Here is a 23,726-nt window from a genome sequence, read left to right on the forward strand (position 1 = left end):
GCGAAAGCCAAAGCAGAAGCAGAGGCAAAAGCCAAAGCAGAAGCCAAAGCAGAAGCAGAGGCAAAAGCCAAAGTAGAAGCAGAGGCAAAAGCCAAGGCAGAAGTAGAAGCGAAAGCCAAAGCAGAGGCGGAAGAACTTGCTCAAAAAGCAGCAGAAGCAAAAGCAGCTGCAGAGAAGAAAGCTAAGGCAGTGGCAGAAAAATCCAAGGCACTAATCGAAAAAGTGCATCATAAAGTTCAGGAAGAAGCAGCTGCAATTAAAAAAGCAGCGATTGAGAAACAAGCGTTGGAAGAAGCAAAAAAACAGGAACAAGCAAAAAAACAAGCAGAGCTTGAAGCCAAAAAAGAAACTGAAGCCAAGGCAGAATTAAAGGCCGAGCAAGAAGAAGCACAAAAAATCGAGCGGGCTCGTCAAAAAGAAGCCGAAGAAAAGGAAAAAAACAAAATCGAACTTGAGGATCGGCTACGTAAAGAAATCAGGAATAAAGCAAAAGAACTGCAAGAATTAACTGCAAGTGCGATTGAACGTGCAATTGCAAAAGAAAAAAACGTTCGCGCAGAAATTGCCGAAAAAAGAAAAAAAGCTCAAGCTGAAAAAGAACAGGCAAAAAAAGCTAAAAAAGAAAAAGAACTGCCGTTTCATCTTCTATAAAAATTTAGGAAGTTCCTTTTGATATCTCAAAAGGAACTTCTTTTTTGATAAATGACTGTCATGGGGTATGCATGCATTTGACTATACAATTAATTACGATTGTAATATAATAAAGTAGAATAAAGTAAAATTAAGTACAGGAAAATGAGGGAACAATGTCATACTTAGCGCTCTATCGAAAATATCGGCCACAAACTTTCGATGAGGTTGTGGGACAGGATAGTATTACGAAAATACTAAGAAATCAGATTAAGTTTAACCGAGTTGGACACGCTTACCTTTTCTCCGGAATTAGAGGAACCGGAAAAACATCGTTGGCAAAGATATTTGCAAAAGCAATCAATTGTCCCAATGGAATTGATGGAAACCCATGCAATCGCTGTGATGTTTGTTTGAAAATCGATCGTCCGGGAGTAATGGATATCATCGAAATCGATGGTGCTTCCAATCGCGGCGTCGATGAAATTCGCGAAATTCGTGAGCGCATAAAATATCCGCCGACTGTTGGCAAGTACAAGGTATACATTATCGATGAAGTACACATGCTCACAAAAGAGGCTTTTAATGCGCTATTAAAAACGCTGGAAGAACCACCGGAACATGCCGTATTTATATTGGCGACAACAGAACCGAATAAATGTCCGGTGACAATTTTATCCCGTTGTCAACGCTATGAAATCCGTCCGATACCGAAAGCGTTAATCATCGAACAGATGAAAAAAATCTGTCAGGATATTCAGGTGACCATGTCCGATGAGAGTTTTGATTTTATTGCAAGCCGGGGGGAGAACTCAATGCGTGATTCTCTCAGCTTATTGGATCAGATTATTGATCTCAAGGATGAAGCTGGCCATGTCACGGTTGAAGACCTACTGGCGTTTACTGGTATGGCAGAAAAACAGGCTATTGGTGACCTGGTAAAACTGATTCTTGCTCATGACAGCGCTGGCGTCTTGAGTAACTTACGGAACCTGGTTGATAATGGTAAAGATTCAATACTGTTAATGGATCAGATCATCGAATTTCTACGGGGAGTGCTGATTACAAAAACAGCAAAAGACACGGCTAAAGAAATACTACTCTGTAGTCCTGATGACTTTATCATATACCAACAATTAGGAAAAGAATTAACGTTTGACCGACTATATCGAATGATCAGCCTTTTAATAGAAGAAAAAAATAAACTCAAATACAGTAATCTACAGGCAATTATCGTTGAAATGGCTTTGTTAAAGATATGCCTCGGTGATCAACAGACAGCTTTGATTCCGGCGGTCGAAACAGTTTTCCAAAACAACGAAAAAAAACCGCTGCTGCAAAGTAGACCTCACGATAGGCTGGAGAAAACATGCCGAAAGTCAGAAATTCAGGCAGAGTCACTAAAACGTCCAGCTGAATATGAAATAGTAAAAAGTGAAATAAGCAAGTCGGCGGCAGATGTTATTTCGGTGCCAGCAGAGAAATCTGAAACAACTAATAGCGCAGACGAGGGGCCGGAAGGTGAATCGGACAAGGCTCCGGTTCATGCAAAATCGGATATTAAAATAAAAAGTGGAAGCAGCCGTCACGATGGGATGCTATTCTTTAAAATGCTTTGTGAAGAAATCGGAAAAACAAACTCAGGTCAGGCTATGTTTTTAAAGCGCGGTGAACCGACGTTGGAGGATGAGACACATCTTTTGATTGTTTATTCGCCTGAAAACAGAAACTTTTACCAGTTTGTCAATAAACCAGAGTTAATTAAAGGTTTTGAAATGGCTCTTTTGCAAAAGTTGGGCAAGGAAATTTCGATCACAATTAAACTGGAAGACGAGAATTTTAACGAACTTGACCTGGTCGAAAAAACCTTGAGAATCGTTAATGATCAGGCAGTAAAAATAATCAATGCCGATGACGAACTGTAAAATTAGGGTAAAAAGATAGTGATAATCATAGACCATTAGTGTTATAATAATGAAGTTATTAAGAATAGAAAATCACAGGAGGATAGAATGGCAAAAAGAAAATTGCCGGTCGGAATGGGCGGCGGAAACATGAATAACATGATGAAACAAGTGCAGAAAATGCAACAAGATATGGCGAAGTTACAAGCCGAACTGGAAGAACGTGAAGTAGAAGCTACTGCAGGCGGTGGTGCTGTTAAAGTGGTTGCAACAGGAAAAAAAACGATTCTGTCAATTAAGATCGATCCGGAAGTGATTGATGAAGATGATATTGAAATGCTGGAAGACCTGGTGGTTGCTGCGGTCAATGAGGCCATCGTCAAAGCAGAAGACATGGTTAATGCTGAAATGGGCAAAATTACCGGTGGAATGAATATTCCAGGTTTAATGTAGTGCTCGATGGGTTATTATCCAAAAACCCTTGAGCGGTTGGTTCTGGAGTTGGGTAAACTACCGGGGATCGGAGAAAAATCAGCACAACGATTAGCCTTTCATATTCTTAGCCTCTCGGATGAAGAGATTGCAAGCTTATCTGAGGCACTAACGTCTGCTAAAGCTAAAATTGGACTATGTCAGAAGTGTTATACCATCACGGATAAAGAAATCTGCGATATTTGTGAGAATCCGAAGCGGGATCAACAAACCATCTGCGTTGTACAAAACAGCCGGGATATTTTTGCAATTGAAAAAACCCGGGAGTATAATGGGCTGTACCATGTTCTGCATGGTGCCATCTCACCGCTGGACGGGATTGGACCGCAGGACATCAAAGCCAGAGAACTATTACTGCGTCTTGGAGAAAATGACATTAAAGAAGTTATCATGGCAACAAATGCTACCGTAGAAGGGGAGGCCACAGCCATGTATTTAGGGAATCTGATCAGTCCCCTTGGTGTAAAAGTCACCAGGTTGGCAAAGGGTATTCCCATCGGTGCGGATCTTGAATATACAGATGAAATCACATTAATTAAAGCCTTTGAAGGAAGAAGTGAGATATAAACCTCTAATAATTAAAGGAGAATTAAGATGTTTGTTAAAGAAGGAATCATTGCATCACCTGGTATTGTCATTGCGAAGGCACTTGTTTACGAAAAAGTCATAGTTGAAGTCAATAAAAATAAAGTAGAGAACCCAGACAAAGAAATCGAAAAGTTCCAGAATGCCATAAAGAAAAGTCATGAGCAGTTGGAAACAATCCGGATACAAGCAATTAGTGAGCTCGGTGAGGAAGAAGGTGCGATCTTTGAAGCCCATGCCATGGTTTTGGATGATCCGGAATTTGTTGAAGGGGTAGAAGCAGAAATTAATGATAGTCATCTCAGTGCCGACAATGCGGTTAAGATTGTAACCGATCGTTTTTATGAGATCTTTGATCAGATGGATGATCCCTATTTCAGCGCCCGGGCAGCCGACATAAAAGACGTCGGAACACGAGTGCTCCAGAATATTCTGGGAATTGTCCAGGCAGATTTATCCCAACTGGATGAAGATGTGATTATTATCGCCGATGATTTGACGCCATCGGATACGGCACAGATGGATAAAAAGCGGGTGAAGGGTTTTGCCACCAATATTGGCAGTCGAACATCGCATACCGCCATTATGGCCCGTAGTTTGGAAATTCCAGCTGTTCTTGGTTTGTGTGATATTACGGAGACTGTTAAAACCGGAGACTTAATGGTTGTTGATGGTTTGACAGGCAGGGTTTGCGTTAATCCCGGCAATGAAGAGTTGGAATTCTACGAAAAAGAAAAACAAAAATATCTGGATTATTTAAAAGAGTTGGAAGAATTAAAAGATTTGGATGCGATTACGCTGGATGGCAGAAAGGTTGAGCTGGTTGGAAATATCGGCGAACCCAATGATGCGGCAGGAGTTCTGAAGAACGGAGGTGTCGGTGTTGGGCTATACCGAACCGAATTTCTGTACATGAACAGCGATGTAATGCCCGGCGAAGAAAAACAGTTTGCGGCCTACCGTTCAGTATTAGAAGCGTTTCCTGACGGGCCGGTAATTATCCGAACCCTGGATATCGGCGGGGATAAAAAACTCCCCTATTTGCCGATGGATGACGAACTGAACCCATTTTTGGGTTTACGGGCAATTCGTTTGTGTTTTAAAGAGGTCGGCTTATTTAAAATCCAACTCAGGGCAATCCTGCGGGCCAGTGTATATGGTCATGCACATATTATGTTTCCGATGATCTCCTCGATTACCGAGGTGAGACAAGCAAAAGCCATCCTGCAAGACTGCATGAAAGAACTGGATGATGAGCAGATTGCTTATGACAAGGACGTAAAGGTGGGAGTTATGATTGAAATTCCGTCGGCAGCGATTGCCGCCGACATTATTTCAAAAGAGGTTGATTTCTTCAGTATTGGCACAAACGATCTCTGTCAATATACGCTGGCGGTAGACAGAATGAATCAGGAAGTCTCATACCTATATGACCCGTTTAACCCAGCTATATTGCGTCTGATTCAATTGGTAACGGCTACGTCGGACAAAAAAGATCAGTTCTTTACCGGGATGTGCGGTGAAATGGCTGGCGATCCTCTGGCGGCAATACTCCTATTGGGTCTGGGTCTTGATGAATTCAGTATGAGTGCGTTATCAATTCCTCAGATTAAGAAGATTATTCGCAGTGTTCGCTATGAAGATGCAAAGGCCATCGCTACGGCCGCTCTTAATATGGAGACGGGTGAGGAAATAATGGATTTTGTGCAGGAATCAATGAAAAAATTAAATCTATATATTTAAAAACAATCATTAGGAGGATTACAATGATAAAAAAAGAAGTAACAGTTTTAAATGCAACAGGTTTGCATGCCCGCCCTGCGTCAATGTTTGTGCAAACAGCCGGAAAGTTCAAATCAAAAATATTTGTAATCAAAGAAGGAAATTCAATTAATGCCAAGAGCATTATGGGCATTATGGCTGGCGGGATTTCTCAGGGAACAACCATTGAGATTCAGGCCGAAGGCGATGACGAAACTGAAGCAGTGGATGCACTGGTGCAATTAATTAATGATAAGTTTGGCGAATAGTTTCTTTGAAATAAAAAAATTAAGAAATAACTGTTAATTGAGGAGATTATGAGGTAAAATGAGATAAATATCACAATGAATAATGGAGGAATTAAAATGAGCAGTAACAAATTATATTTTGTTGGCGGACTTTTTCTGGGAACCATCATCGGCGGGACATTGGGTGTGTTGCTGGCGCCATCGTCAGGCGATGAAACTCGAAAGAAATTGATTGAAGGCACTGAAGGCGCACTGGGTAATGCCTATGATCAAGCCGTGGAATATGGTGAAAATCTCAAAGAACAATTCCAGGATATGCAAGAACAATTTACTGAACGGGTAAATGAATATAAGAATCAGATTGAAAGCAAAATTCAGGAAATTCAAGACGAAGTTGAACAGGATATTGCTGATCTGAGTGAGGAATTGGAAGCCCTTGAAAAAGAAGAAGCGGAGTCAAGTGAAGAGGCTGAAGTTGCAGCTAAAGAAGAGTAGAGGTTGGAAGTCATAAATGATAACGCTAAATTTTAGCTTGTGGGAACTGGCTCTATTACTTGTGGGTGTTGCCTTCGTATTTGGAACCGTTTATTTAGTTAAGCTGTTTAAAAGTCTGGCAGCAACCTTCGACACAACCACAAAGCTTTTGGAAGAAAACCGTCTGGCTCTTCACAGCATTATGGAAAATACCGACGACATCACAAAATCGACAGCCCAGATTGTGGATAAGTCAAATCTGATGGTAGATGAGGTTGAATTGGCGTTTAATACTATTAAACAGGATGTGATTGACCCCGTGGTTAAGGCCGCATCGATTTTGAAGAGAGGCTTGGGAGTTTTTCAAACCAGAAATAGAAAAGATAAGGTATAGGCCGTGGATTACAGCCCTGGGCCCAATGACGGTGGTTACCTCATTGGGCCTTGTTTTGAATTTACAGATTAATTGTGAAATGGAGATTATATGAGCAGTAACAGCATAATTGAAATGGAAAAAACAAGTATGGTCAGTATTAAAGGCGAAATCGACATTTATTCTATTGAAAAATTCAGGGAAATAATTGAAGAAAAAATAAGAACACAGGCCCCGGAAATCATTTTAGACTGTTCTGAGTTATCTTATATGGATAGCACCGGCATGGGGGTTCTCATTGAATTGCGAAATAAAACGAAAGAAATGGGACAAAAAATTATTATGATAAATCCACGGCCCAACATCAAAAAATTGTTGTCACTCACAGGCGTTGATAAGATCATTGAAATCGTAGACAACCCTGTAAACTAAGCAAATTGAGAAGGGGAAGAAGAATGGATAGTATAAAACTGACATTACCGACCAAACCTGAGTATGTCAGCCTGGCACGGCTAACAATTGCATCAGTGGCAAATAATATGGGATTTTCAATCGGCGACGTGGAAGATCTGAAAGTTGCCGTATCCGAGGCGTGTACAAATGCCTTAAACCATAGTAAGAATACCGATACAACCTACGATTTGACCTATGTTGTTGAGAACAATAAATTAGTTTTTACGGTAACCGACCGAGGTATTGGTTTTGAGCCAGAAACAGTGGCCAAGCCGGATCTTAATGGCCAACAATTAGGGGGGTTTGGTTTATTTATCATCAAATCACTAATGGATAGGGTGGAAATAGTTAGTGAGAGAGGATCTGGAACCTCAATTACCATGATCAAGAACCTATCGACGACCCATGAAATATGAAAGAAAAATCAGTAAGGAAGATGTCAAAAAGCTATTTGCCGAGTACGAAGAAACACGGGATCGGGAGCTAAGAGATCTGATTATCGAGAATTATCTTTATATTCCCAAGATTCTGTCCCGGAAATATGGGCATAAGAACGGCGATAATGAAGATATTTTTCAGGTCGCCTGTCTGGGTTTAATGTATGCGGTGGAACGCTTTGACGTCAGTCGCGGCTATGAGTTTGATACTTTTGCCACACCAACGATAATTGGCGAAATAAAGCGCTATTACCGGGATCGAGAATGGCTGATCCGGATACCTCGTAAGGTTCAGGATCTCAATCGGGAGATAAACCAAACCCGAACGACCCTGGAACATAAGCTGATGCGGTCGCCAACGATCTCTGAAATTGCCGTGTATCTGGAGATATCAGAAGAAAGTATCATAAAAGCGATGGAAAGTAGCAATGCGTACTATCCGAAATCGTTATCAATGGAATATGAAAGCAATCAGGATGGACAGGAAGTCAGCCTGATGGATTTATTGGGAAACCTGGATAACAACATGGAAAATGTCGAGAATATCGATCTTTTAAAGCAGAAAATTCAATCACTTAATCCGGTTGAACGGATTATTGTTGAACAGCGATTTTTTCGGGGAAAAACCCAAAAAGAAGTGGCCGAGTTTATTAACAAATCCCAGATGACGGTATCGCGAATTGAAAAAAAAGTTATGAAAAAAATAAAAGAAGATCTATAAATAAATCTTTTTGTGGATTATTTTTTAGAAATAATATAAAATAGCTTTATACCAAAAAAACCAATTAAATCATTGGCAAAATAAGCGAGGGGGAAACAGCATGAAAACGTATCCAACAAAGAACATCCGTAACATTCTTATACTAGGTCACGGTGGGAGCGGAAAAACAACCTTGACTGAAGCATTGGCATTTAATGCAGGTGCCGTTGATCGTATGGGAAAAATTGACGAGGGAAATACCCTATCGGACTTTGATCCAGAAGAAAAAAGACGAAAGTTTTCAATTTCATCATCTATTATTCCTTTAGAATTTGGTGGACATAAGATCAATCTTATTGATGTGCCAGGTTATTTTGATTTTATTGGGGATGCCTATGCGGCACTTCGAGTGGCCGATGCGGTTGTTATCGTCGTTGATGCACTTTCGGGTGTTCAGGTCGGAACTGAAAAAGCTATCGAACTTTTGGAAAAAACAAATATTCCAGCATTTATTGTTGTTAATAAAATGGATCGTGAAAATGCCACCTTTGCCAAGGTGATGGACGAATTAAAAGAAACCTTTGGCAATAAGGTTGTGCCTTTTGAATTACCAATGGGTGAAGGAGAGGCGATGAATGGGGTTGTCAACATCGTTGATCTGACTGGTAGCCAGCGAAAAGACAATCGTTGTTTTGATGTGCCCATCACAGATGAAATGAAAGCAGAACTGGAACCCTATCGGGATATGATTATGGAGTCAGTAGCCCAAACCAGTGAAAGTCTGATGGAGAAATACTTTGAAGGTGAAGAACTGACCCGGAATGAAATCCATACCGGGATTCGTCAGGGGATCGATAATGGTGAAATAATTCCGGTATTGTGTACCTCTGCCGTTTTGAATATTGGGGTGGAAACCCTGGAAAACATGATTATAGAATACCTGCCATCGCCAGGCAAGGGGAAATTTGAAATTGGAAAAGATCCCCGGGACAAAAAAGAAATCGAGCGCAAATGTAGCAATAATGAACCATTTTCGGCATTGGTATTTAAAACGATTGCCGACCCCTATGTTGGCAAGTTATCAATTTTTAAAGTGATGTCAGGGGTTTTGGATCATTCAGTTGAAGTATATAATGCAACCCAGGAAGTTAAAGAAAAAGCCAATCATATTTACGTATTAAGAGGAAATAAACAGATCGAGGTCGAAAAGCTGGAAGCTGGGGATATCGGAGCGTTTTCCAAGTTAAATGATACGGTTACCGGGGATACCTTAACCAGCATCAAATCGCCCATCGTGTATGATAAAATAGAATTGCCCAAGCCAATTATATCGATGGCGATTGAACCCAAAACCAAAGCAGATATCGATAAATTGGCCACTGGCCTGCACCGTCTGGTGGAAGAAGATCCAACCATGACAGTGAGCCGAAATAAGGAAACCAAGCAAACATTGGTCTCCGGTTTGGGAGAGATGCATCTGGAAATTATTTCTCAAAAACTGAAACAAAAATTCGGTGTCGATGTCAATCTGGTTGATATGAAAGTGCCATATCGGGAAACCATTAAGAAAAAAGCAACGGCTGAAGGAAAACATAAAAAACAATCCGGTGGTAGCGGCCAGTTTGGTCATGTCTGGATTGATTTTGAGCCCGGCGATGATCCCAATGCACCATTTCAATTTGTTGATAAGGTTGTTGGTGGGGCGGTTCCGCGTAACTTCATCCCGGCCGTGGAAAAGGGTTTGGAAGCGTGTATGATTGAAGGTGTTCTGGCTGGTTATCCGGTTACTGGTGTCAAAGCAACGCTCTATGATGGATCCTATCATGCTGTGGACTCCGATGAAATGTCCTTTAAAATGGCGGCCACCTTGGCTTACCGCAAAGGCATGAAGGAAGCGGCACCAGTTCTTCTGGAACCAATTTATCACATTGATATTACCGTCCCGGAAGAGTATATGGGTGATATCATGGGTGATTTAAACAAAAAACGTGGGCGTATCATGGGAATGGAATCAGCAGCGGGGGGACGACAACGAATTTTAGCAGAAGCCCCGCTGGCGGAAATGTTCAAGTATGCCACGGAGTTACGTTCGATGACCCAAGCGAGAGGTGAGTTTTCAATGGAATTCGTTCGTTATGAAGAAGCTCCAATGATTATTGCTGAAAAAGTTATCGCTGCGGCACAAAAAGAAAAAGAACAATAAAGCTGACTTTAACAGCCTGAGGCGGGAAGAGATTCCCGCCTTTCTTTCTGCAAAGAAACGGAGTGGAATCGTGGTTGTTCAAATCAACAAGAGTATGTTATAATAATTCGATTAGGTTACGAAGGAGCAGTCAATGGAATTATTAGAAGAAAAAATCAGACAAGAAGGCCTCGTCAAAGGCCAGGGAATCCTAAAAGTGGATTCTTTTTTAAATCATCAGTTGGATGTGAAATTATTTGAAGAAATGGGAAAGGTTTTTGCCAAACGCTTTGCCGGAGAGGGAGTCAATAAAATCCTGACAATTGAGACATCAGGAATTGCCATTGCAACCAGTACCTCCAGGTATTTTGACTATTGTCCGGTGGTTTTTGGAAAAAAATATGTATCGCTTAATTTAGACGAGGAAATTTATTCCAGTGATGTCTATTCTTATACCAAACAGCAGGCTTATAAAATTATGGTATCAAAGAAATATCTAAATCCAACCGATCGTATTTTAATTATCGATGATTTTCTGGCCAATGGCAAAGCGGTCGAAGCGTTAATCGATTTAATCAATCAGGCCGGGGCCACCCTGGTGGGCGTGGGAATCGCTATCGAGAAAGGTTTTCAGGATGGCGGGGCGTTAATCCGTGAGCAGGGTGTCGCCCTGGAATCTCTGGCGATCATCGATGACATGAGTAAGGAAAAAGGGATTATATTCCGTGATCAATCAGGAAAGAAGTGAAACGATGGACAACAATGGACCCATTGGCGTCATCGATTCGGGCATCGGTGGTTTTACCGTCCTGAAAGCACTTCAAGACCGACTGCCCAATGAAAATTATCTCTACTTTGGCGATTCAATGCGAATGCCTTATGGTGAGCGGGAAAACGACGAACTGATCATGCTGGCAAATACCATAATCCGTGATCTCGAAAATAGAGGGGTAAAAGCTGTGGTCTTAGCCTGCAACACCCTGTCTTCGCTGATTGTTGAGCTGAGCGCCCGGGTGCCGCTGTTTAGTGTCATTGAAGCCGGAGTTCAAGAAACGCTCAACTGGCGGGATCGGGGTCTGGTTGGACTGATTGCCACCACGGCCACCGTCAAAAATCGGGGCTACGAAAAGGAACTGGAGTTGTGGACCCGGGAGGTCGAGTATATTGCTCAGGGAACCCATACCCTGGCCAAGGTCATTAATGATGGTCAGGGTGATTTAAAAATCCTGAAAAACAATATCCGAGAGGCCGTTGAACCAATTTTATTAAAGGGTATCAAAAAAGGTATTGTTATCGAGGAACTGCTACTGGGGTGTACTCATTTTCCGATTGTGGCAGTTACCATCCGACAAATGTACCCGGAGCTAGAGCTGATCAACCCGGCCAATGGCCTGGTTCGGCAGTTAAACAAGCACCTGGCCGAGTTTAATTATTTTAACACCCAGGACGAAGTTGGCAGTACCCAAATTCTGACAACAGCCGATTACGACATTTTTGAGCGAATGATCAAAGAATTGGAACTTGATTGTGATTCACTGGAACTGACAGAACTGAAACTACCATAATTCAGTTGATCACAGAATTTTAAAGAGATTATGGCAGTTGGAAGACACTAAGAATGAACTGCTATTAAAATAAGGAGTAACTATGACAACAGAAGCACCAGTAAAAAAAATAGTATATAGCGGCATCCAACCATCGGGAACCTTTACCATTGGCAATTATTTTGGCGCCATGAAAAACTGGGTAAAGATGCAGGAAGACTATCGTAGCCTTTTCTGTGTGGTCGATCTGCATGCCATCACCATGCCCCAGAATCCGGCCGATTTACGCAGACGGACTTATGAATCGATTGCGCTGCTGTTAGCCCTGGGGATTGACCCGGAAAAATCGATCCTTTATGTGCAATCAATGGTACCGGAGCATTCAGAGCTGGCCTGGATTCTAAATTGTTCAACCTATATGGGCGAACTGAGCCGCATGACGCAATTTAAAGACAAATCCCAAAAGCAGGGGGAAAACATCCGGGTTGGCTTGTTTGACTATCCGGTGCTGATGGCTGCAGATATTTTACTTTATCAAACCGATCTGGTGCCGGTGGGCAACGACCAGCGTCAGCATGTGGAACTGGCCCGGGACATTGCCATTCGTTTCAATCAGAATTTTGGTAACGTCTTTAAGGTGCCGGAAGCGTATTTTGGCGAGTCGGGAGCTCGGATTATGAGTCTTCAGGAACCAAATCGAAAAATGTCCAAATCGGATGAAAATGCCAATGCCTTTATTTCGTTGTTGGATGACTCTAAAACGATTATCAAGAAGTTTAAACGAGCCGTTACCGATTCGGATATGGCTGTCTATCATAATCGTGAAGAAAAAGCTGGGGTTTCTAATTTAATGGAAATTTATTCCTGTGCCACCGGAAAAAGTCTGGAAGAAGTCACCCGGGAATTTGATGGCAAGGGCTATGGAGATTTCAAGCTGGCCGTCGGCGAAACGGTCGCCGATACCCTTTTGCCAGTTCAAAACGAGTATCACCGGTTACTCGGTGAAAAGGCTTATCTGGAACAGATTATGCATGTTCATGCCGAAAAGGCCTCCCAGATTGCCTGGCGAACCCTGTCAAAGGTGCGCAAAAAAGTAGGTTTTGTGACCGTATAATATTCAGGACAGTTTTGATCACCATCTTCCAAAAAGGGATGGTGATTTTTTAAAATAGCGGATAATTAAGAGGGAGAAATTCAGAAAGGAAAAACGGATGGGAATTACAATGATCGTCGGCCGGCAATCTCAGCGTTTGAGTCAGGAAGTCTATCGCCAGATTGGTGCAGCCCTGGATGCAGGTAAAGAAAAGCTATATTTAGTGGTACCGGAGCAGTTTACGCTGGGTGCCGAAGAAGCCCTGATCAAGGCCAATCGGTTGTCCGGGTTGCTTGATGTCGAAGTGCTGAGTCCCAAACGGCTGGAAAATCGGGTGCTTCAGGAAACCGGTGGACTGACCAAGACCTATATGGACAGCCACGGTAAAAATATGCTGCTGCAAAAAACCCTGGGAGACATTCAGGAACAATTAACCATTTATCGATCGAGCGTGAAGAAACCCGGTTTTCTGCTAAACATAGCAGATCTGATTGGTGAACTTAAGCAGAATGAGATCTCACCGGAAAATCTGGAAGAAACGAGAAAGCGCCTGAATCAGGGGATCATGCCTCAAAAATTGGGAGATGTGATTAAAATCTATCGCCATTTTCAGGAATTATTGGGAAATGATCGTAAAGACGAAGAAGACTTACGTAATTTTGTTTGCGGAAAAATACCAACGGCAGAATTTCTTAAAGATAGTGAAATCTGGATTGATGGTTTTCAGAATTTCTCAGCCCAGGATTACCGGATGATTGGAAATCTGCTGGAAACAGCCACAGAAATCCATATTGCCTTGCCCTGGGATCCCAATCCCGTTGCCAGGGATCTAGAAGTGTTTCACTTAACAGCCACTACCATGGACGCCATCAAAGCAATCGGGGCTCGGGCCCAGGTTTCATTTAAGGTGGAAAAGATTTCTAGTGTGCATCAAAAAAAACCGGAGCTTGCTCACCTGGAAGCCAATCTTTTTGCCTATCCCAAGCTGAAATACCCGGAAGCAGTCCATCAAATCAGCTTGATCCAATGCCAGAATACCTGGGAAGAGGTGGAAATGGGTGCCCACACGATTCTTGAGTTGATCCGGGAAGAGGGGCTGTCCTTTCGTGATATAGTGGTTCTGGCCGGTGATCTGGACGAATACGGCAGCATTATTAAGCGCATTTTTGCGCAATATCAGATTCCCTTTTTCATGGATGATCTCCGGGCCATTGGCGATAATCATCTGGTCGAAGCAGTGGTGACAGCGTTGGAGGCGATCCAGAGTAACTACCGGCTTGATGATGTTATTGGTTTTGTTAAAACCGGGTTTTCACCGATTTCCCTGTCTGAATGTGAAGATCTGGAAAACTATGCTTTGGAGTTTGGCATCCGGGGCAAACAATGGGAGCAGGAATTTTCCAAAATCAGCCAGAATTCGGCTCTGGAACTTGTAAGTCTGAATGCGTTGCGGGTTAAACTAATTACTCCCCTGGCTCAGCTCAAAGCAGCGCTCAAGGCTGGACAAACCTGCCAGGATTATACCCGAACCCTCTATGAATTTCTGGTCACAATCAAAACCCCGGAAAAAATTGAGGCCCTGGTGGAACAACTTTTACAGGAACAAAATTATGAAGCGATGGAGATTTATCACCAGATTTGGAATATTCTAATGGAAGTCTTTGATCAGATTGTCGAAACCATGGGAAGTGATGAAGTGACTGGTGAAGAATATTTGCGGATCTTAAAAAGCGGATTTCAGGGCTATCAGTTGGGGATTATTCCACCCTATCGGGACTATGTCAGCATCACTGATCTACGCCGGAGTCGTAGCTCGGCTTTTGAGGTTCTGATTGTTTTTGGTCTGAACGAAGGTAAAATTCCCGGCGCTGGGAGCGAGCCCAATCTTTTTTCAGATCTGGAACGGCAGATTCTTGGGGCGAACCAGATCTGGCTGCAAAACAATCGCAGTTTTCAGATGGATCAGGAACGGTTTCTGGTTTATGATCTGTTGACAAAACCACAGTCCCGGTTGGTCCTCCATTGGGCTTTAGCCGATCTGGAAGGCAACAGTCAGCAGCCCAGTATTCTGGTCAGCCAGATTCTGGGAATCTTTCCGACAATTGAGATCATCTCAACCCTTACTGATGGGGTAGCAGCGTTCTGGAACAGCCTCAGTACTCCCGATGCGACCCTGTGGCACCTGGTCAATTACCTCCGTAAAAGCCAGACCGAGTCTAGTGCGACCCAGCAGGAAAGGGTACTGTGGGCAGAAGTACTAGACTGGTATCAAAACAATCCGGCCTACCGAAAAAACATTGACAATCTGATGCAGGCCCTGAACTATGCCGGAGTTTCTCAGGCCATGACCGGAACAGAGGCTGCTGCGCTTTACGGTAAAAATCTGCGAACCAGTATTACCCGATTGGAAACCCACCGTCAATGCCCCTTTTCCCATTATGTCCGATATGGTTTAAAACCGGAGGGGCGGCCTATTTATACGATTGCAGCGCCAGAAATTGGTACCCTGCTTCATGAACTGATTGACGGTTTTTTTAGGGCTGTACGGGAGCAGCAACTTGATCTGCGTACCCTGCCAAAAATCAAACGGGATACCCTGCTGGAAGAGGTGCTGGAAAGCTGCCTGCCGCAGATCAAAACCAATGTTTTTAACAGCACTGGCCAAAACCAGTATTTAGGCAAAAAACTGGAACGGGTGGGTAAAAAGTCGATTGACATTCTGGTGCAACAACTGTGTGCCGGGGATTTTGAACCCCAGGCTACTGAGTTCTGCTTTGAACAGGAGTTAAGCCTACCGGATGCCAAACTGGGTGAGGTCAAAATTTACGGCAAAATTGACCGGTTGGACCTCTATCAAAAAGACGGCCACACCTGGGTCAAGGTGATTGATTATAAAACTGGCAGTAAGAAACTGGGTTACGATGACATTTATTATGGTCTTTCGCTCCAACTGCTGGTCTATCTCGACGGGGCGATGACCGTTATCCCGGCTGAGGAGATCCTGCCTGGTGGAACCTTCTACTTTTATGTGGATGATCCGATGCCTCGGCTAGATTTTGGCGAGAATGTTCAGGCAGCCATTAACAAGTCCTTTAAGCTTAATGGGCTGCTGTTGGATGATGATCTGGTCATTGCCGCCATGGATCATGATGCTGATGCTAAAACATCGGACATTTTGCCAGTATACCGGTCGGAATTCAAACTTAAACAGGACGAATTTACGGACATTATCGACTACGTCCGAAAAACCGTAATCCGTCAAATTAAAAATATTTATCAGGGTGATATAAAGATCCGGCCCTATAAAAAAGGTGCAGACTATGCCTGTCAGTATTGCGATTACAAAGGCATCTGCCAGTTTGACGAGGCGATCAGCCAGGGCGGGTATGAGGTGCTGAAATCAGCGATGAAAAAAGAACAGTTCTTTACACTAATCCGGGAAGGAGAAGGCAATGAAGTGGACCAGTGATCAGTTAGAAGCAATCGAAAACCGGGAAAGCAACATGTTGGTTTCTGCTGCCGCCGGATCAGGTAAAACAGCACTGCTGATCCAGCGGATTATACGCATTATTCTGGAAGAAAAGGTTGGTGTTGATGAGCTGCTCATTCTGACCTTTACCCGGGGGGCTGCTGGCGAAATGAAAAATCGTCTGAGTCAGGCTTTGGCCCGGGAACTGGAAAACCCCAAAAATGACCGCAGCTTTTTAATGAAGCAAATAAATAGTTTAGGGGGGGCTTCCATTTCCACCCTGCATTCTTTTTGTCTTAGCGTTTTACGCCAATATTTTCATAAGGGTGACATTGACCCGGGTTTTGCCATTGGCAATGATACGGAAATGGCATTGATGCAAAAAGAGGCTCTGGAAGAGGTCTTTGAAGAAGAATACCAGCAAGCCATCGCCCGGAGAGATTCAGAAGCGTCCGAGCAGAGCCAGGAAATAAATCAGAAACAAAATGATCGGGATATCGATTTTTTGGATCTGATCGAAAAATACAGTGGCAATAAAAATGATCAGGCATTAAAAGACACAGTGGAAACCCTCTACCGTTTTCTGGCCACCCAGCCAAATCCCGGGATCTGGAGTCGTCAGGCCTTGACATTGTTTGATTGCGATCAGAAAAGCCTGAAAACATCGGTGTGGGGTAAGGCCTTGAAAAAAATAATTAAAACCGAGCTTCAGGGGGCCATGGATGCCGCCATTAAAGCCAGAGACCTCAGCGCTGCTGCCGGTTTTGAGAAAACCCATGAGCAGATGATAAGTGAAGAGGCGATGCTAAATTCCCTAAAAAAAGCGCTACAAGACGATCTGGTTGCGGGGCTGGAAGCGTTAAAAAATCTTAGCTATGAACGCTTTAAAGGGTCGGCCAAAGAGAATAAGGAACATAATGAGCAAATCAAAAAATATCGGGATGAAGCCAAGAGCTGTATCGCAAAACTGCAGAAACGTTTTGCCATCAATCTGGAGGAGATGGTTCAGGAGCTTAATGATCTGAAAAAACCGATGGCCGATCTGGTGGCACTGACCGAAAAATTTTGGGCGGCCTTTCAGGCCCAGAAAGCCCGGAAAAACCTCGTCGATTACAATGACCTGGAGCAGCTGACCCTTAAGATTCTGATGGATCCGGATGTGGCGGCAGAGGTTCGCTCCCGCTATCGCTATATTTTTCTGGATGAATATCAGGACACCAATGAAATGCAGGAAACCATCCTCCAGCAAATTGTTCGGGATAATAATTATTTTATGGTCGGGGATGTTAAACAAAGCATCTACCGCTTTCGTTTGGCTGATCCAACTATTTTTATCGGCAAGTATGAACGTTTTGGTCGGGATGAAGACCCCAATAATCGTCTGGTGACCCTTAATCAGAATTTCCGATCAGCCCAGGGGGTGATCAACAGCGTCAATGCTGTTTTTGAGAAAGTCATGAGTGCCGGACTGGGGGAAGTCAATTATGATGAACAGGCTCGGCTTAACAAGGGTCTGCCCCATGAAGGGCCCTATCAAAAAACCGAGATCCATATCATTGAAGAGCAGCAGCAGGAAACCGAGGATGGTGATCGTGAGGCTTTTGATCAAGTGGAACAGGAAAATCTGACGGCTGTCGAAGTGGAGGCCCGTTTTGTGGCCAGGCAAATTCAAGCGTTGGTTGGCACAACCTTTTTTGATACTCGCCATAATCAAGAACGGGTCATCGGTTATGGTGATTTTGGAGTGCTGATGCGCAGTGTTGTCGGAAGAGGAGATGTCTATCTCAAAGTTTTCAGCGAAATGGGGATTCCCACCTATTTCGACGGCGGTACCAATTATTACGAGTCGCTGGAAATCACGATGATTCTAAACTTGCTGAACCTGATGGACAATCAGCATCAGGATTTGCCGCTACTGAGTATTATGACCTCACCGATCGGCAATTTTACCACCACCGAATGTACCCGGCTGCGGATTACCCATCCTCAGGGATTTTTTTATCAGGCTGCGGAAGCCTATGCTCAGACTGAAGCTGACGAGCTGGCGCAAAAACTGGCTGCCTTTTATCAAAAACTGACAAAATGGCGCGATCAATCCAAGCTGATGCCAGTGGAAGATTTTCTCTGGAAAATTTATCTGGAATCCGGTTATTATGCTTTTGTCGGGGCCTTGCCCGGTGGTGAACAGCGGCAGTGCAATTTACGGATTTTGTTGAAGCGGGCTGGCGATTATAAAAAATCGACCCTCAAGGGTTTGTATCAATTCATCCGCTTTGTTGAAAATATGAAGAAATACAAACAGGATATTTCGCCGCCAGCCCTGGTTGGTAATGATCAGGCGGTGGTTCGGCTGATGACGATTCATAAAAGTAAGGGGCTTGAATTTCCGATTGTTTTTCTTACCGGAATCGGAAAAGGCTTTAATAAGCGCAGTAATTATGCCCAGGTGTTATTCCATAAAGAGCTGGGGATCTGCCCGGACTATGTCAATTTGGAAAAACGCTACAAACATAATTCGCTGGCCAAGGAGGTCTGCAAGTCCCAAAGTAACATCGAAATGCTTTCTGAAGAAATGCGGCTGCTGTATGTGGGGATGACACGAGCTGAAGAAAAGCTGGTGATCGTTGGAACAGTGAAGAACTGTGAAAAAGCCTGGCAAAAATGGTACAGCGAGCCGGACGAATACCACCTTCTCAATGCCGCTAGTTTGCTGGATTGGGTGATGATGGGCGTATTGGCGGGCCGGGATCCGGCGCTGTCCAATCGGGAGCTGGATGATTTTAGCATTGTATATCATCAGGCTGATCGGTTTACCGAAAACACGGAAATCAAGCAGAATTCAGCTGATCGGTCACTAGTGAATGATTCGGGGAGGGATGATCCGAAAGCAGTAGTAGATAAGGCAACACGTTTCATTTCACAGGCCGACCGGGAGGCTATTTACCAGCGCCTGGATTTTAGCTATCCGGCCAAAGCGGAGAACGAACTACCCAGTAAGATGAGTGTGACCGAAGTTAAAACGTATCAGAAAAGCGATTTGACAGATCCGACTAAACGACTTGGAACGATTACTCCAAAACAGGAGAAACCAAAATTTCTGGAACAAAAACAGACGGATTTCACCGCTGCGCAACGGGGATCGGCCCTCCATCTGTTGATGGAAGTGGTCGATTTAAAACCGATTCGGGATGAATTGCTAAATAATGGCCAGCTGACCCTGTCGGTCTTTCTAAAAAAATATCTGGCAAACCAGATTGAAATCCTGATTCAAAAAGAATTTCTGCCAGAAGCTTTGGCCCGAACCATCTGCATTGATAACCTGGTTCGGTTTTATACCTCAGCTCTGGGGCTCCGGTTATTGTCAGCTGAAACAATCAGGCGGGAAATACCGTTTAACTTTGCTTACCCACCGGCAGCAATACGAGCAGAGTGGGCGGGAATTTCTGAAAAGATCATTGTTCAGGGAATTATTGACTGTGCCTTTATTGAAGCCAATCAATGGGTGATCATCGATTATAAAACAGATTATTTAAAAGATACCCGCCAGGAGATCATTAATGGCTATGAAACGCAGATCAATCTGTATGCCCAAGCCCTGGCAGAATTAACCGGAATTCCGGTGGGGGAAAAAATAATCGCGTTGATTACGATGAACGAAGCGCTCAGCATTCCCTGAGCGGTCGAATTATTTTACCCGTAATTGGGTGTTTTCTTAATCAAAACATGGTAAAATATTAAAAATAAACAGGTTCTACTTTGCCTTAGCAGTTAACTTAGCTAGATTATATTAACGTACGATTGGTGGCAGAGTTGGACATAAAATAATGATAACAAAGGACAGTCCAATGAAAGCATTGCAAAAAGATACACTCAGAGAAATAAAAAAATCCAGGAACCGTTTTCTATCGATCGTTGCCATTATTGCTCTGGGGATCTGTTTTTTTGTGGGGGTTAAAACAACCGGCCCCAGTATGAAACACACAGTCAGTGAGTACTATCAGAACCAGCAACTGATGGACATGCGGCTGGTTTCCACCTATGGCTTTTTGCCAGCCGATGTGGAGGCCATCAAGAACACCCCGGGGGTGGCAACCGTAATGCCCAGCTATTCGGCAGATGTAATCATTGAGCGGGGCGACAAGCGACCGGTCATTAAAATGATGGCTTTCCAAAGGGATCAGACCCTTAATCAGCCAGTCCTGGTGGCTGGGCGGTTGCCGGAAAACGCCGGAGAAATACTGATGGAACAGCCCCAGGAAGATAAAGGCATGGGGGTTTCCAGCCATATTTATCAACTGGGCGAAGTCATTAAGTTATTCCCGGAGGTCGGCGATAAAGCCCTCTCCGAGTCGATCAAACGGGATCAATTCACCATCGTCGGTTTTGTCCGATCACCCCAGTTTGTTTCCATCGAGCGGGGCAGTACCTCGGTTGGTCGAGGGGAGGTTGATTATTATGGGTTCATTCCGGTTGAAAATTTCGCCTTTGAACGTTTTACTGAAGTTTATCTCCTGTCTCAGGCCAGTGTCGATGGGGTTAAGCCCTATTCTGATGAATATGCGTCAGCCATCGTTAGCCTGGAAAATAAGCTGGAAGCGTTGGGAATCGAACAACTGGAAATCAATTACAGCGATATTATGGACAAGGCTCAGGCTGAACTGGATAAGGGCCGGGTCAAGTACAACGATGGGGTAGCCCAATTTAATGCGGGGATCGCCCATGGTGAGGCTAGCTTGGCTGATGCCAGAAACCAGTTGGTTGATGGCGAGGCAGCCCTCAGTGCTGGCTGGGATGAGTATTACTTCACCATCGCTCAGACTCAGGCTCAGCTTGATGATGCCCGGAATCAGATCGTTCAGGGTGAAGCTCAGCTGATTAATGGCGCCGCGACCTTAAAACAGGAACTGGCGGCAGGGGAAGCCCAACTGGAAACCTTGCGCCAGGGTATCAGTGAGTTAAAAAGCGGTATTGCTCAAATGGAAGCGCAGGATCCTTCAGGTCAACTGCCGGACTTGGAAGCTCAGCTGGCTGAGCTGGAAAACCAGATTACCCAGGGTGAAAGTGCCTTGGCAAACCTTAAAGCGCTGCAGGTCGGAGTTGAAGGCCAGATTCAGAGCCTGGATCCGACTGCTCCAGATTATCAGGAACGGCTGGCTGCGTTAGAAGCCCAACTGGCTGAGATCAACAGCCAGATTGCCGGAGTCGAAGCGGGCTTATCTCAGGCTTACGCTGGAAGAGATCAGATCCAGCAGGGGATCGATGATATTTATGTTTTTCAGGCCCAGCTAAACGGGATGCGAATCCAGCTGGCCGAGTTGGAAGCGACGCTACCCCAGGCAGAAGCTGCTCTGGCCCAGGCCAAAATCGATGGTGAGAATCAGTTGTCGGCCGGATGGACAAAACTGGCCGACAGTAAGAAACAGCTCAATGCCGGGATTGCTGCCTTCGAGGCGGGCAAGGAAGAGGGACTGGGAACCCTGATTGCTTCTCAGGCCAAATTAGAGGCTGGCTGGGGGGAGCTAGCTGATGGCGAAGCCCAGCTGGTTCAGAAACGGGCCGAGGGTGAGGCCGAACTGGCCAATGCAGCCAATGAGCTGGCCAAAGCAGAGGCGAAAATCGGCGATCTGGAATTTGGAAAATGGTATCTGTTCAACCGTGATGATAACCCCGGCTATACCAGCTATGGTGAGGATGCCCAGCGGATTGATAATATTTCCGGGGTCTTTCCCCTTATTTTTCTACTGGTAGCAGCGCTGGTGTCTTTTACCACCATGACCCGGATGGTAGAAGAACAGCGAACCCAGATTGGAACTTTGAAAGCGCTGGGTTACCGGCATTATCAGATCGGCTCGAAGTTTTTTATCTATGCCTTATTAGCAGGTAGCATTGGTTCTGCAATTGGTTTAATTATCGGCATCAATACGCTGCCGTATCTAATTTCCAGTGCCTATGGTCTGCTTTATCAGGTGCCCGATTTAGTCATTGCACCGCCCTGGTTGCCGATTATCGTTTCCTGTTTAATTGCGATTTCCTGTACGGTGGCGGCGGCGGTGATTGTTACCCATTATGAGCTCAAAGAACACCCTTCGGAGTTGATGCGCCCCAAGGCTCCTAAAATCGGAAAACGAATTTTTCTGGAAAGCATTCCGTTTATCTGGAAACGATTGGGTTTTATTGAAAAAGTGACTGCCCGTAATCTGCTGCGTTACAAGGGTCGATTTTTTATGACCGTGATTGGGATCGCCGGGTGCACGGCCCTGATTCTAGCCGGGTTCGGGCTTCAGGATGCAATCTTCTCGATGATCCCACGGCAGTTTGAGAACATTACCGTTTTTGATGGCTACATGGCTTTAAAAAATGAAGGAACTCTGGCCGAAAAAGCAGATTTCAAAAAAATGCTGGATAGTGATAGCCGTTTTGGTGAAAATATGCTGGCCCATCAGTCCAAGATGACCATTGAAAAAGCGGGAACGGAGAGTGGTAAAGCTGCCTATCTGTTTGTACCGGAAACAGCGGCGAAGATTGATCATTTTATTCACCTGCAGGACAGAAGTTCTGGAGAAGCCATTAATCTGGAAGCGGCTGGTGCTGTTTTATCGGAAAAAGTTGCCAATAGTCTGGGACTTAAGGTCGGGGACACGATCCGGATTTACAATGATGACGAAAGTCACGAGGTGGTTTTAGGTGCCATCACCGAAAATTATCTGGAAAATTATCTTTACTTATCGCCAGCCGTTTATGAAAAAGCCTTTGGAAAACCATTGATGGTGAATATGGCCTACGTTAATATTCCCGATACCAATACCGACCTGGAAAATGCCATTGCCAATGAGTGGCTGGCCAAAGATGGGGTGGTGGCAGTGAACTTTACCGGAAACATTGTTAAATCATCATCAGACAGCCTCAGCAGTTTGAGTATTGTAGTCGTTGTGATGCTTATTTCGGCGGGGGCGTTGGCAGCGGTGGTGCTTTATAATCTCACCAACATAAATATTTCGGAACGGGTCCGGGAAATTGCGACCATCCGGGTCTTGGGTTTCTATGACATGGAAGTATACAAATATATTTTTCGGGAGAACATTGTCCTTTCGGCGATTGGGATCGTGGTTGGTTTATTCTTAGGCGTTCTGCTGGATGGGTTTATCATCAACACCGTGGAAACCGATATTGCCATGTTTGCCCGGGAAATTGAGCCAACCAGTTTTATTTACTCGGTGGTCTTTACACTGGCTTTTACCTTTATAGTTAATATTCTAATGACCCCACTGATCAAGCGAATCAGCATGGTGGAATCACTCAAATCAATTGAATAATTTGGACAAAAAAGCCGACTGAAAGTTTTAAATTTTCAGTCGGCTTTAAATTTGTTGTCAATCTGTGG

17 protein-coding genes and 1 pseudogene are annotated in these 23,726 nt (G+C 44.2%); all 18 read left to right on the forward strand.

All coding sequences use genetic code 11. The annotated features are described in order from the left end of the window. Positions 1–651, forward strand: a pseudogene (locus B3F51_RS07715) (hypothetical protein); the annotation flags it as partial. A 155-nt stretch (positions 652–806) separates the two neighbouring features. After that, positions 807–2,555, forward strand: coding sequence for a DNA polymerase III subunit gamma/tau (gene dnaX / locus B3F51_RS07720; RefSeq protein ID WP_070371844.1), 1,749 nt, complete (start codon positions 807–809; stop codon positions 2,553–2,555). A gap of 87 nt (positions 2,556–2,642) precedes the next feature. Next, on the forward strand, positions 2,643–2,987 hold the full coding sequence (locus B3F51_RS07725) for a YbaB/EbfC family nucleoid-associated protein (RefSeq protein ID WP_070371845.1): 345 nt from the start codon (positions 2,643–2,645) through the stop codon (positions 2,985–2,987). Between the two features lie 6 nt (positions 2,988–2,993). After that, on the forward strand, positions 2,994–3,593 hold the full coding sequence (gene recR / locus B3F51_RS07730; RefSeq protein WP_070371846.1) for a recombination mediator RecR: 600 nt from the start codon (positions 2,994–2,996) through the stop codon (positions 3,591–3,593). Between the two features lie 27 nt (positions 3,594–3,620). Continuing rightward, positions 3,621–5,354 (forward strand): phosphoenolpyruvate--protein phosphotransferase, encoded by a 1,734-nt coding sequence (gene ptsP / locus B3F51_RS07735; RefSeq protein ID WP_286946419.1) that lies wholly within the window; start codon positions 3,621–3,623, stop codon positions 5,352–5,354. Between the two features lie 23 nt (positions 5,355–5,377). Then, positions 5,378–5,641, forward strand: coding sequence for an HPr family phosphocarrier protein (locus B3F51_RS07740; RefSeq protein ID WP_070371848.1), 264 nt, complete (start codon positions 5,378–5,380; stop codon positions 5,639–5,641). Positions 5,642–5,737: 96 nt separating this feature from the next. Further along, complete coding sequence (locus B3F51_RS07745) at positions 5,738–6,115, forward strand: YtxH domain-containing protein (protein ID WP_070371849.1); 378 nt, start codon at positions 5,738–5,740, stop codon at positions 6,113–6,115. A gap of 16 nt (positions 6,116–6,131) precedes the next feature. After that, entirely contained in the window at positions 6,132–6,488 is a 357-nt protein-coding gene (locus B3F51_RS07750) for a DUF948 domain-containing protein (protein WP_070371850.1), read from the forward strand. Between the two features lie 114 nt (positions 6,489–6,602). After that, positions 6,603–6,899, forward strand: coding sequence for an STAS domain-containing protein (locus tag B3F51_RS07755; RefSeq protein WP_242871621.1), 297 nt, complete (start codon positions 6,603–6,605; stop codon positions 6,897–6,899). Between the two features lie 23 nt (positions 6,900–6,922). Beyond that, positions 6,923–7,336 (forward strand): ATP-binding protein, encoded by a 414-nt coding sequence (locus tag B3F51_RS07760; RefSeq protein WP_070371852.1) that lies wholly within the window; start codon positions 6,923–6,925, stop codon positions 7,334–7,336. Beyond that, positions 7,326–8,078 (forward strand): SigB/SigF/SigG family RNA polymerase sigma factor, encoded by a 753-nt coding sequence (locus B3F51_RS07765; RefSeq protein WP_148637435.1) that lies wholly within the window; start codon positions 7,326–7,328, stop codon positions 8,076–8,078. Before B3F51_RS07760 ends, B3F51_RS07765 begins: the two co-directional genes overlap by 11 nt. A gap of 100 nt (positions 8,079–8,178) precedes the next feature. Then, positions 8,179–10,260 (forward strand): elongation factor G, encoded by a 2,082-nt coding sequence (gene fusA, locus B3F51_RS07770; protein ID WP_070371853.1) that lies wholly within the window; start codon positions 8,179–8,181, stop codon positions 10,258–10,260. A 133-nt stretch (positions 10,261–10,393) separates the two neighbouring features. After that, on the forward strand, positions 10,394–10,987 hold the full coding sequence (locus B3F51_RS07775; RefSeq protein WP_070371854.1) for a xanthine phosphoribosyltransferase: 594 nt from the start codon (positions 10,394–10,396) through the stop codon (positions 10,985–10,987). Between the two features lie 4 nt (positions 10,988–10,991). Continuing rightward, the gene (locus B3F51_RS07780; RefSeq protein WP_228882348.1) at positions 10,992–11,804 is read left to right on the forward strand and encodes a glutamate racemase; all 813 of its coding nucleotides are present in this window, start codon (positions 10,992–10,994) and stop codon (positions 11,802–11,804) included. An 82-nt stretch (positions 11,805–11,886) separates the two neighbouring features. Next, entirely contained in the window at positions 11,887–12,897 is a 1,011-nt protein-coding gene (gene trpS / locus B3F51_RS07785) for a tryptophan--tRNA ligase (RefSeq protein WP_286946420.1), read from the forward strand. Between the two features lie 97 nt (positions 12,898–12,994). Further along, the gene (locus tag B3F51_RS07790; protein ID WP_286946421.1) at positions 12,995–16,345 is read left to right on the forward strand and encodes a PD-(D/E)XK nuclease family protein; all 3,351 of its coding nucleotides are present in this window, start codon (positions 12,995–12,997) and stop codon (positions 16,343–16,345) included. Further along, the gene (gene addA, locus B3F51_RS07795; RefSeq protein ID WP_286946422.1) at positions 16,329–20,021 is read left to right on the forward strand and encodes a helicase-exonuclease AddAB subunit AddA; all 3,693 of its coding nucleotides are present in this window, start codon (positions 16,329–16,331) and stop codon (positions 20,019–20,021) included. Before B3F51_RS07790 ends, addA begins: the two co-directional genes overlap by 17 nt. Positions 20,022–20,190: 169 nt before the next feature. Further along, complete coding sequence (locus B3F51_RS07800) at positions 20,191–23,658, forward strand: ABC transporter permease (protein WP_286946424.1); 3,468 nt, start codon at positions 20,191–20,193, stop codon at positions 23,656–23,658. Positions 23,659–23,726: the final 68 nt, after the last annotated feature.

Source organism: Acetobacterium sp. UBA5834 (assembly GCF_002435675.1).
Classification (GTDB): Bacteria; Bacillota; Clostridia; order Eubacteriales; family Eubacteriaceae; genus Acetobacterium; species Acetobacterium wieringae.

What these genes read in the sequence shown, in the direction of transcription:
- B3F51_RS07775 (WP_070371854.1), top strand. Translation starts at nt 10,394, where the DNA reads ATGGAATTATTAGAAGAAAAAATCAGACAAGAAGGCCTCGTCAAAGGC.
- B3F51_RS07755 (WP_242871621.1), top strand. Translation starts at nt 6,603, where the DNA reads ATGGAAAAAACAAGTATGGTCAGTATTAAAGGCGAAATCGACATTTAT.
- B3F51_RS07790 (WP_286946421.1), top strand. Translation starts at nt 12,995, where the DNA reads ATGGGAATTACAATGATCGTCGGCCGGCAATCTCAGCGTTTGAGTCAG.
- recR (WP_070371846.1), top strand. Translation starts at nt 2,994, where the DNA reads ATGGGTTATTATCCAAAAACCCTTGAGCGGTTGGTTCTGGAGTTGGGT.
- B3F51_RS07765 (WP_148637435.1), top strand. Translation starts at nt 7,326, where the DNA reads ATGAAATATGAAAGAAAAATCAGTAAGGAAGATGTCAAAAAGCTATTT.
- B3F51_RS07760 (WP_070371852.1), top strand. Translation starts at nt 6,923, where the DNA reads ATGGATAGTATAAAACTGACATTACCGACCAAACCTGAGTATGTCAGC.
- B3F51_RS07725 (WP_070371845.1), top strand. Translation starts at nt 2,643, where the DNA reads ATGGCAAAAAGAAAATTGCCGGTCGGAATGGGCGGCGGAAACATGAAT.
- B3F51_RS07800 (WP_286946424.1), top strand. Translation starts at nt 20,191, where the DNA reads ATGAAAGCATTGCAAAAAGATACACTCAGAGAAATAAAAAAATCCAGG.
- fusA (WP_070371853.1), top strand. Translation starts at nt 8,179, where the DNA reads ATGAAAACGTATCCAACAAAGAACATCCGTAACATTCTTATACTAGGT.
- dnaX (WP_070371844.1), top strand. Translation starts at nt 807, where the DNA reads ATGTCATACTTAGCGCTCTATCGAAAATATCGGCCACAAACTTTCGAT.
- B3F51_RS07745 (WP_070371849.1), top strand. Translation starts at nt 5,738, where the DNA reads ATGAGCAGTAACAAATTATATTTTGTTGGCGGACTTTTTCTGGGAACC.
- B3F51_RS07750 (WP_070371850.1), top strand. Translation starts at nt 6,132, where the DNA reads ATGATAACGCTAAATTTTAGCTTGTGGGAACTGGCTCTATTACTTGTG.
- B3F51_RS07780 (WP_228882348.1), top strand. Translation starts at nt 10,992, where the DNA reads ATGGACAACAATGGACCCATTGGCGTCATCGATTCGGGCATCGGTGGT.
- addA (WP_286946422.1), top strand. Translation starts at nt 16,329, where the DNA reads ATGAAGTGGACCAGTGATCAGTTAGAAGCAATCGAAAACCGGGAAAGC.
- B3F51_RS07740 (WP_070371848.1), top strand. Translation starts at nt 5,378, where the DNA reads ATGATAAAAAAAGAAGTAACAGTTTTAAATGCAACAGGTTTGCATGCC.
- ptsP (WP_286946419.1), top strand. Translation starts at nt 3,621, where the DNA reads ATGTTTGTTAAAGAAGGAATCATTGCATCACCTGGTATTGTCATTGCG.
- trpS (WP_286946420.1), top strand. Translation starts at nt 11,887, where the DNA reads ATGACAACAGAAGCACCAGTAAAAAAAATAGTATATAGCGGCATCCAA.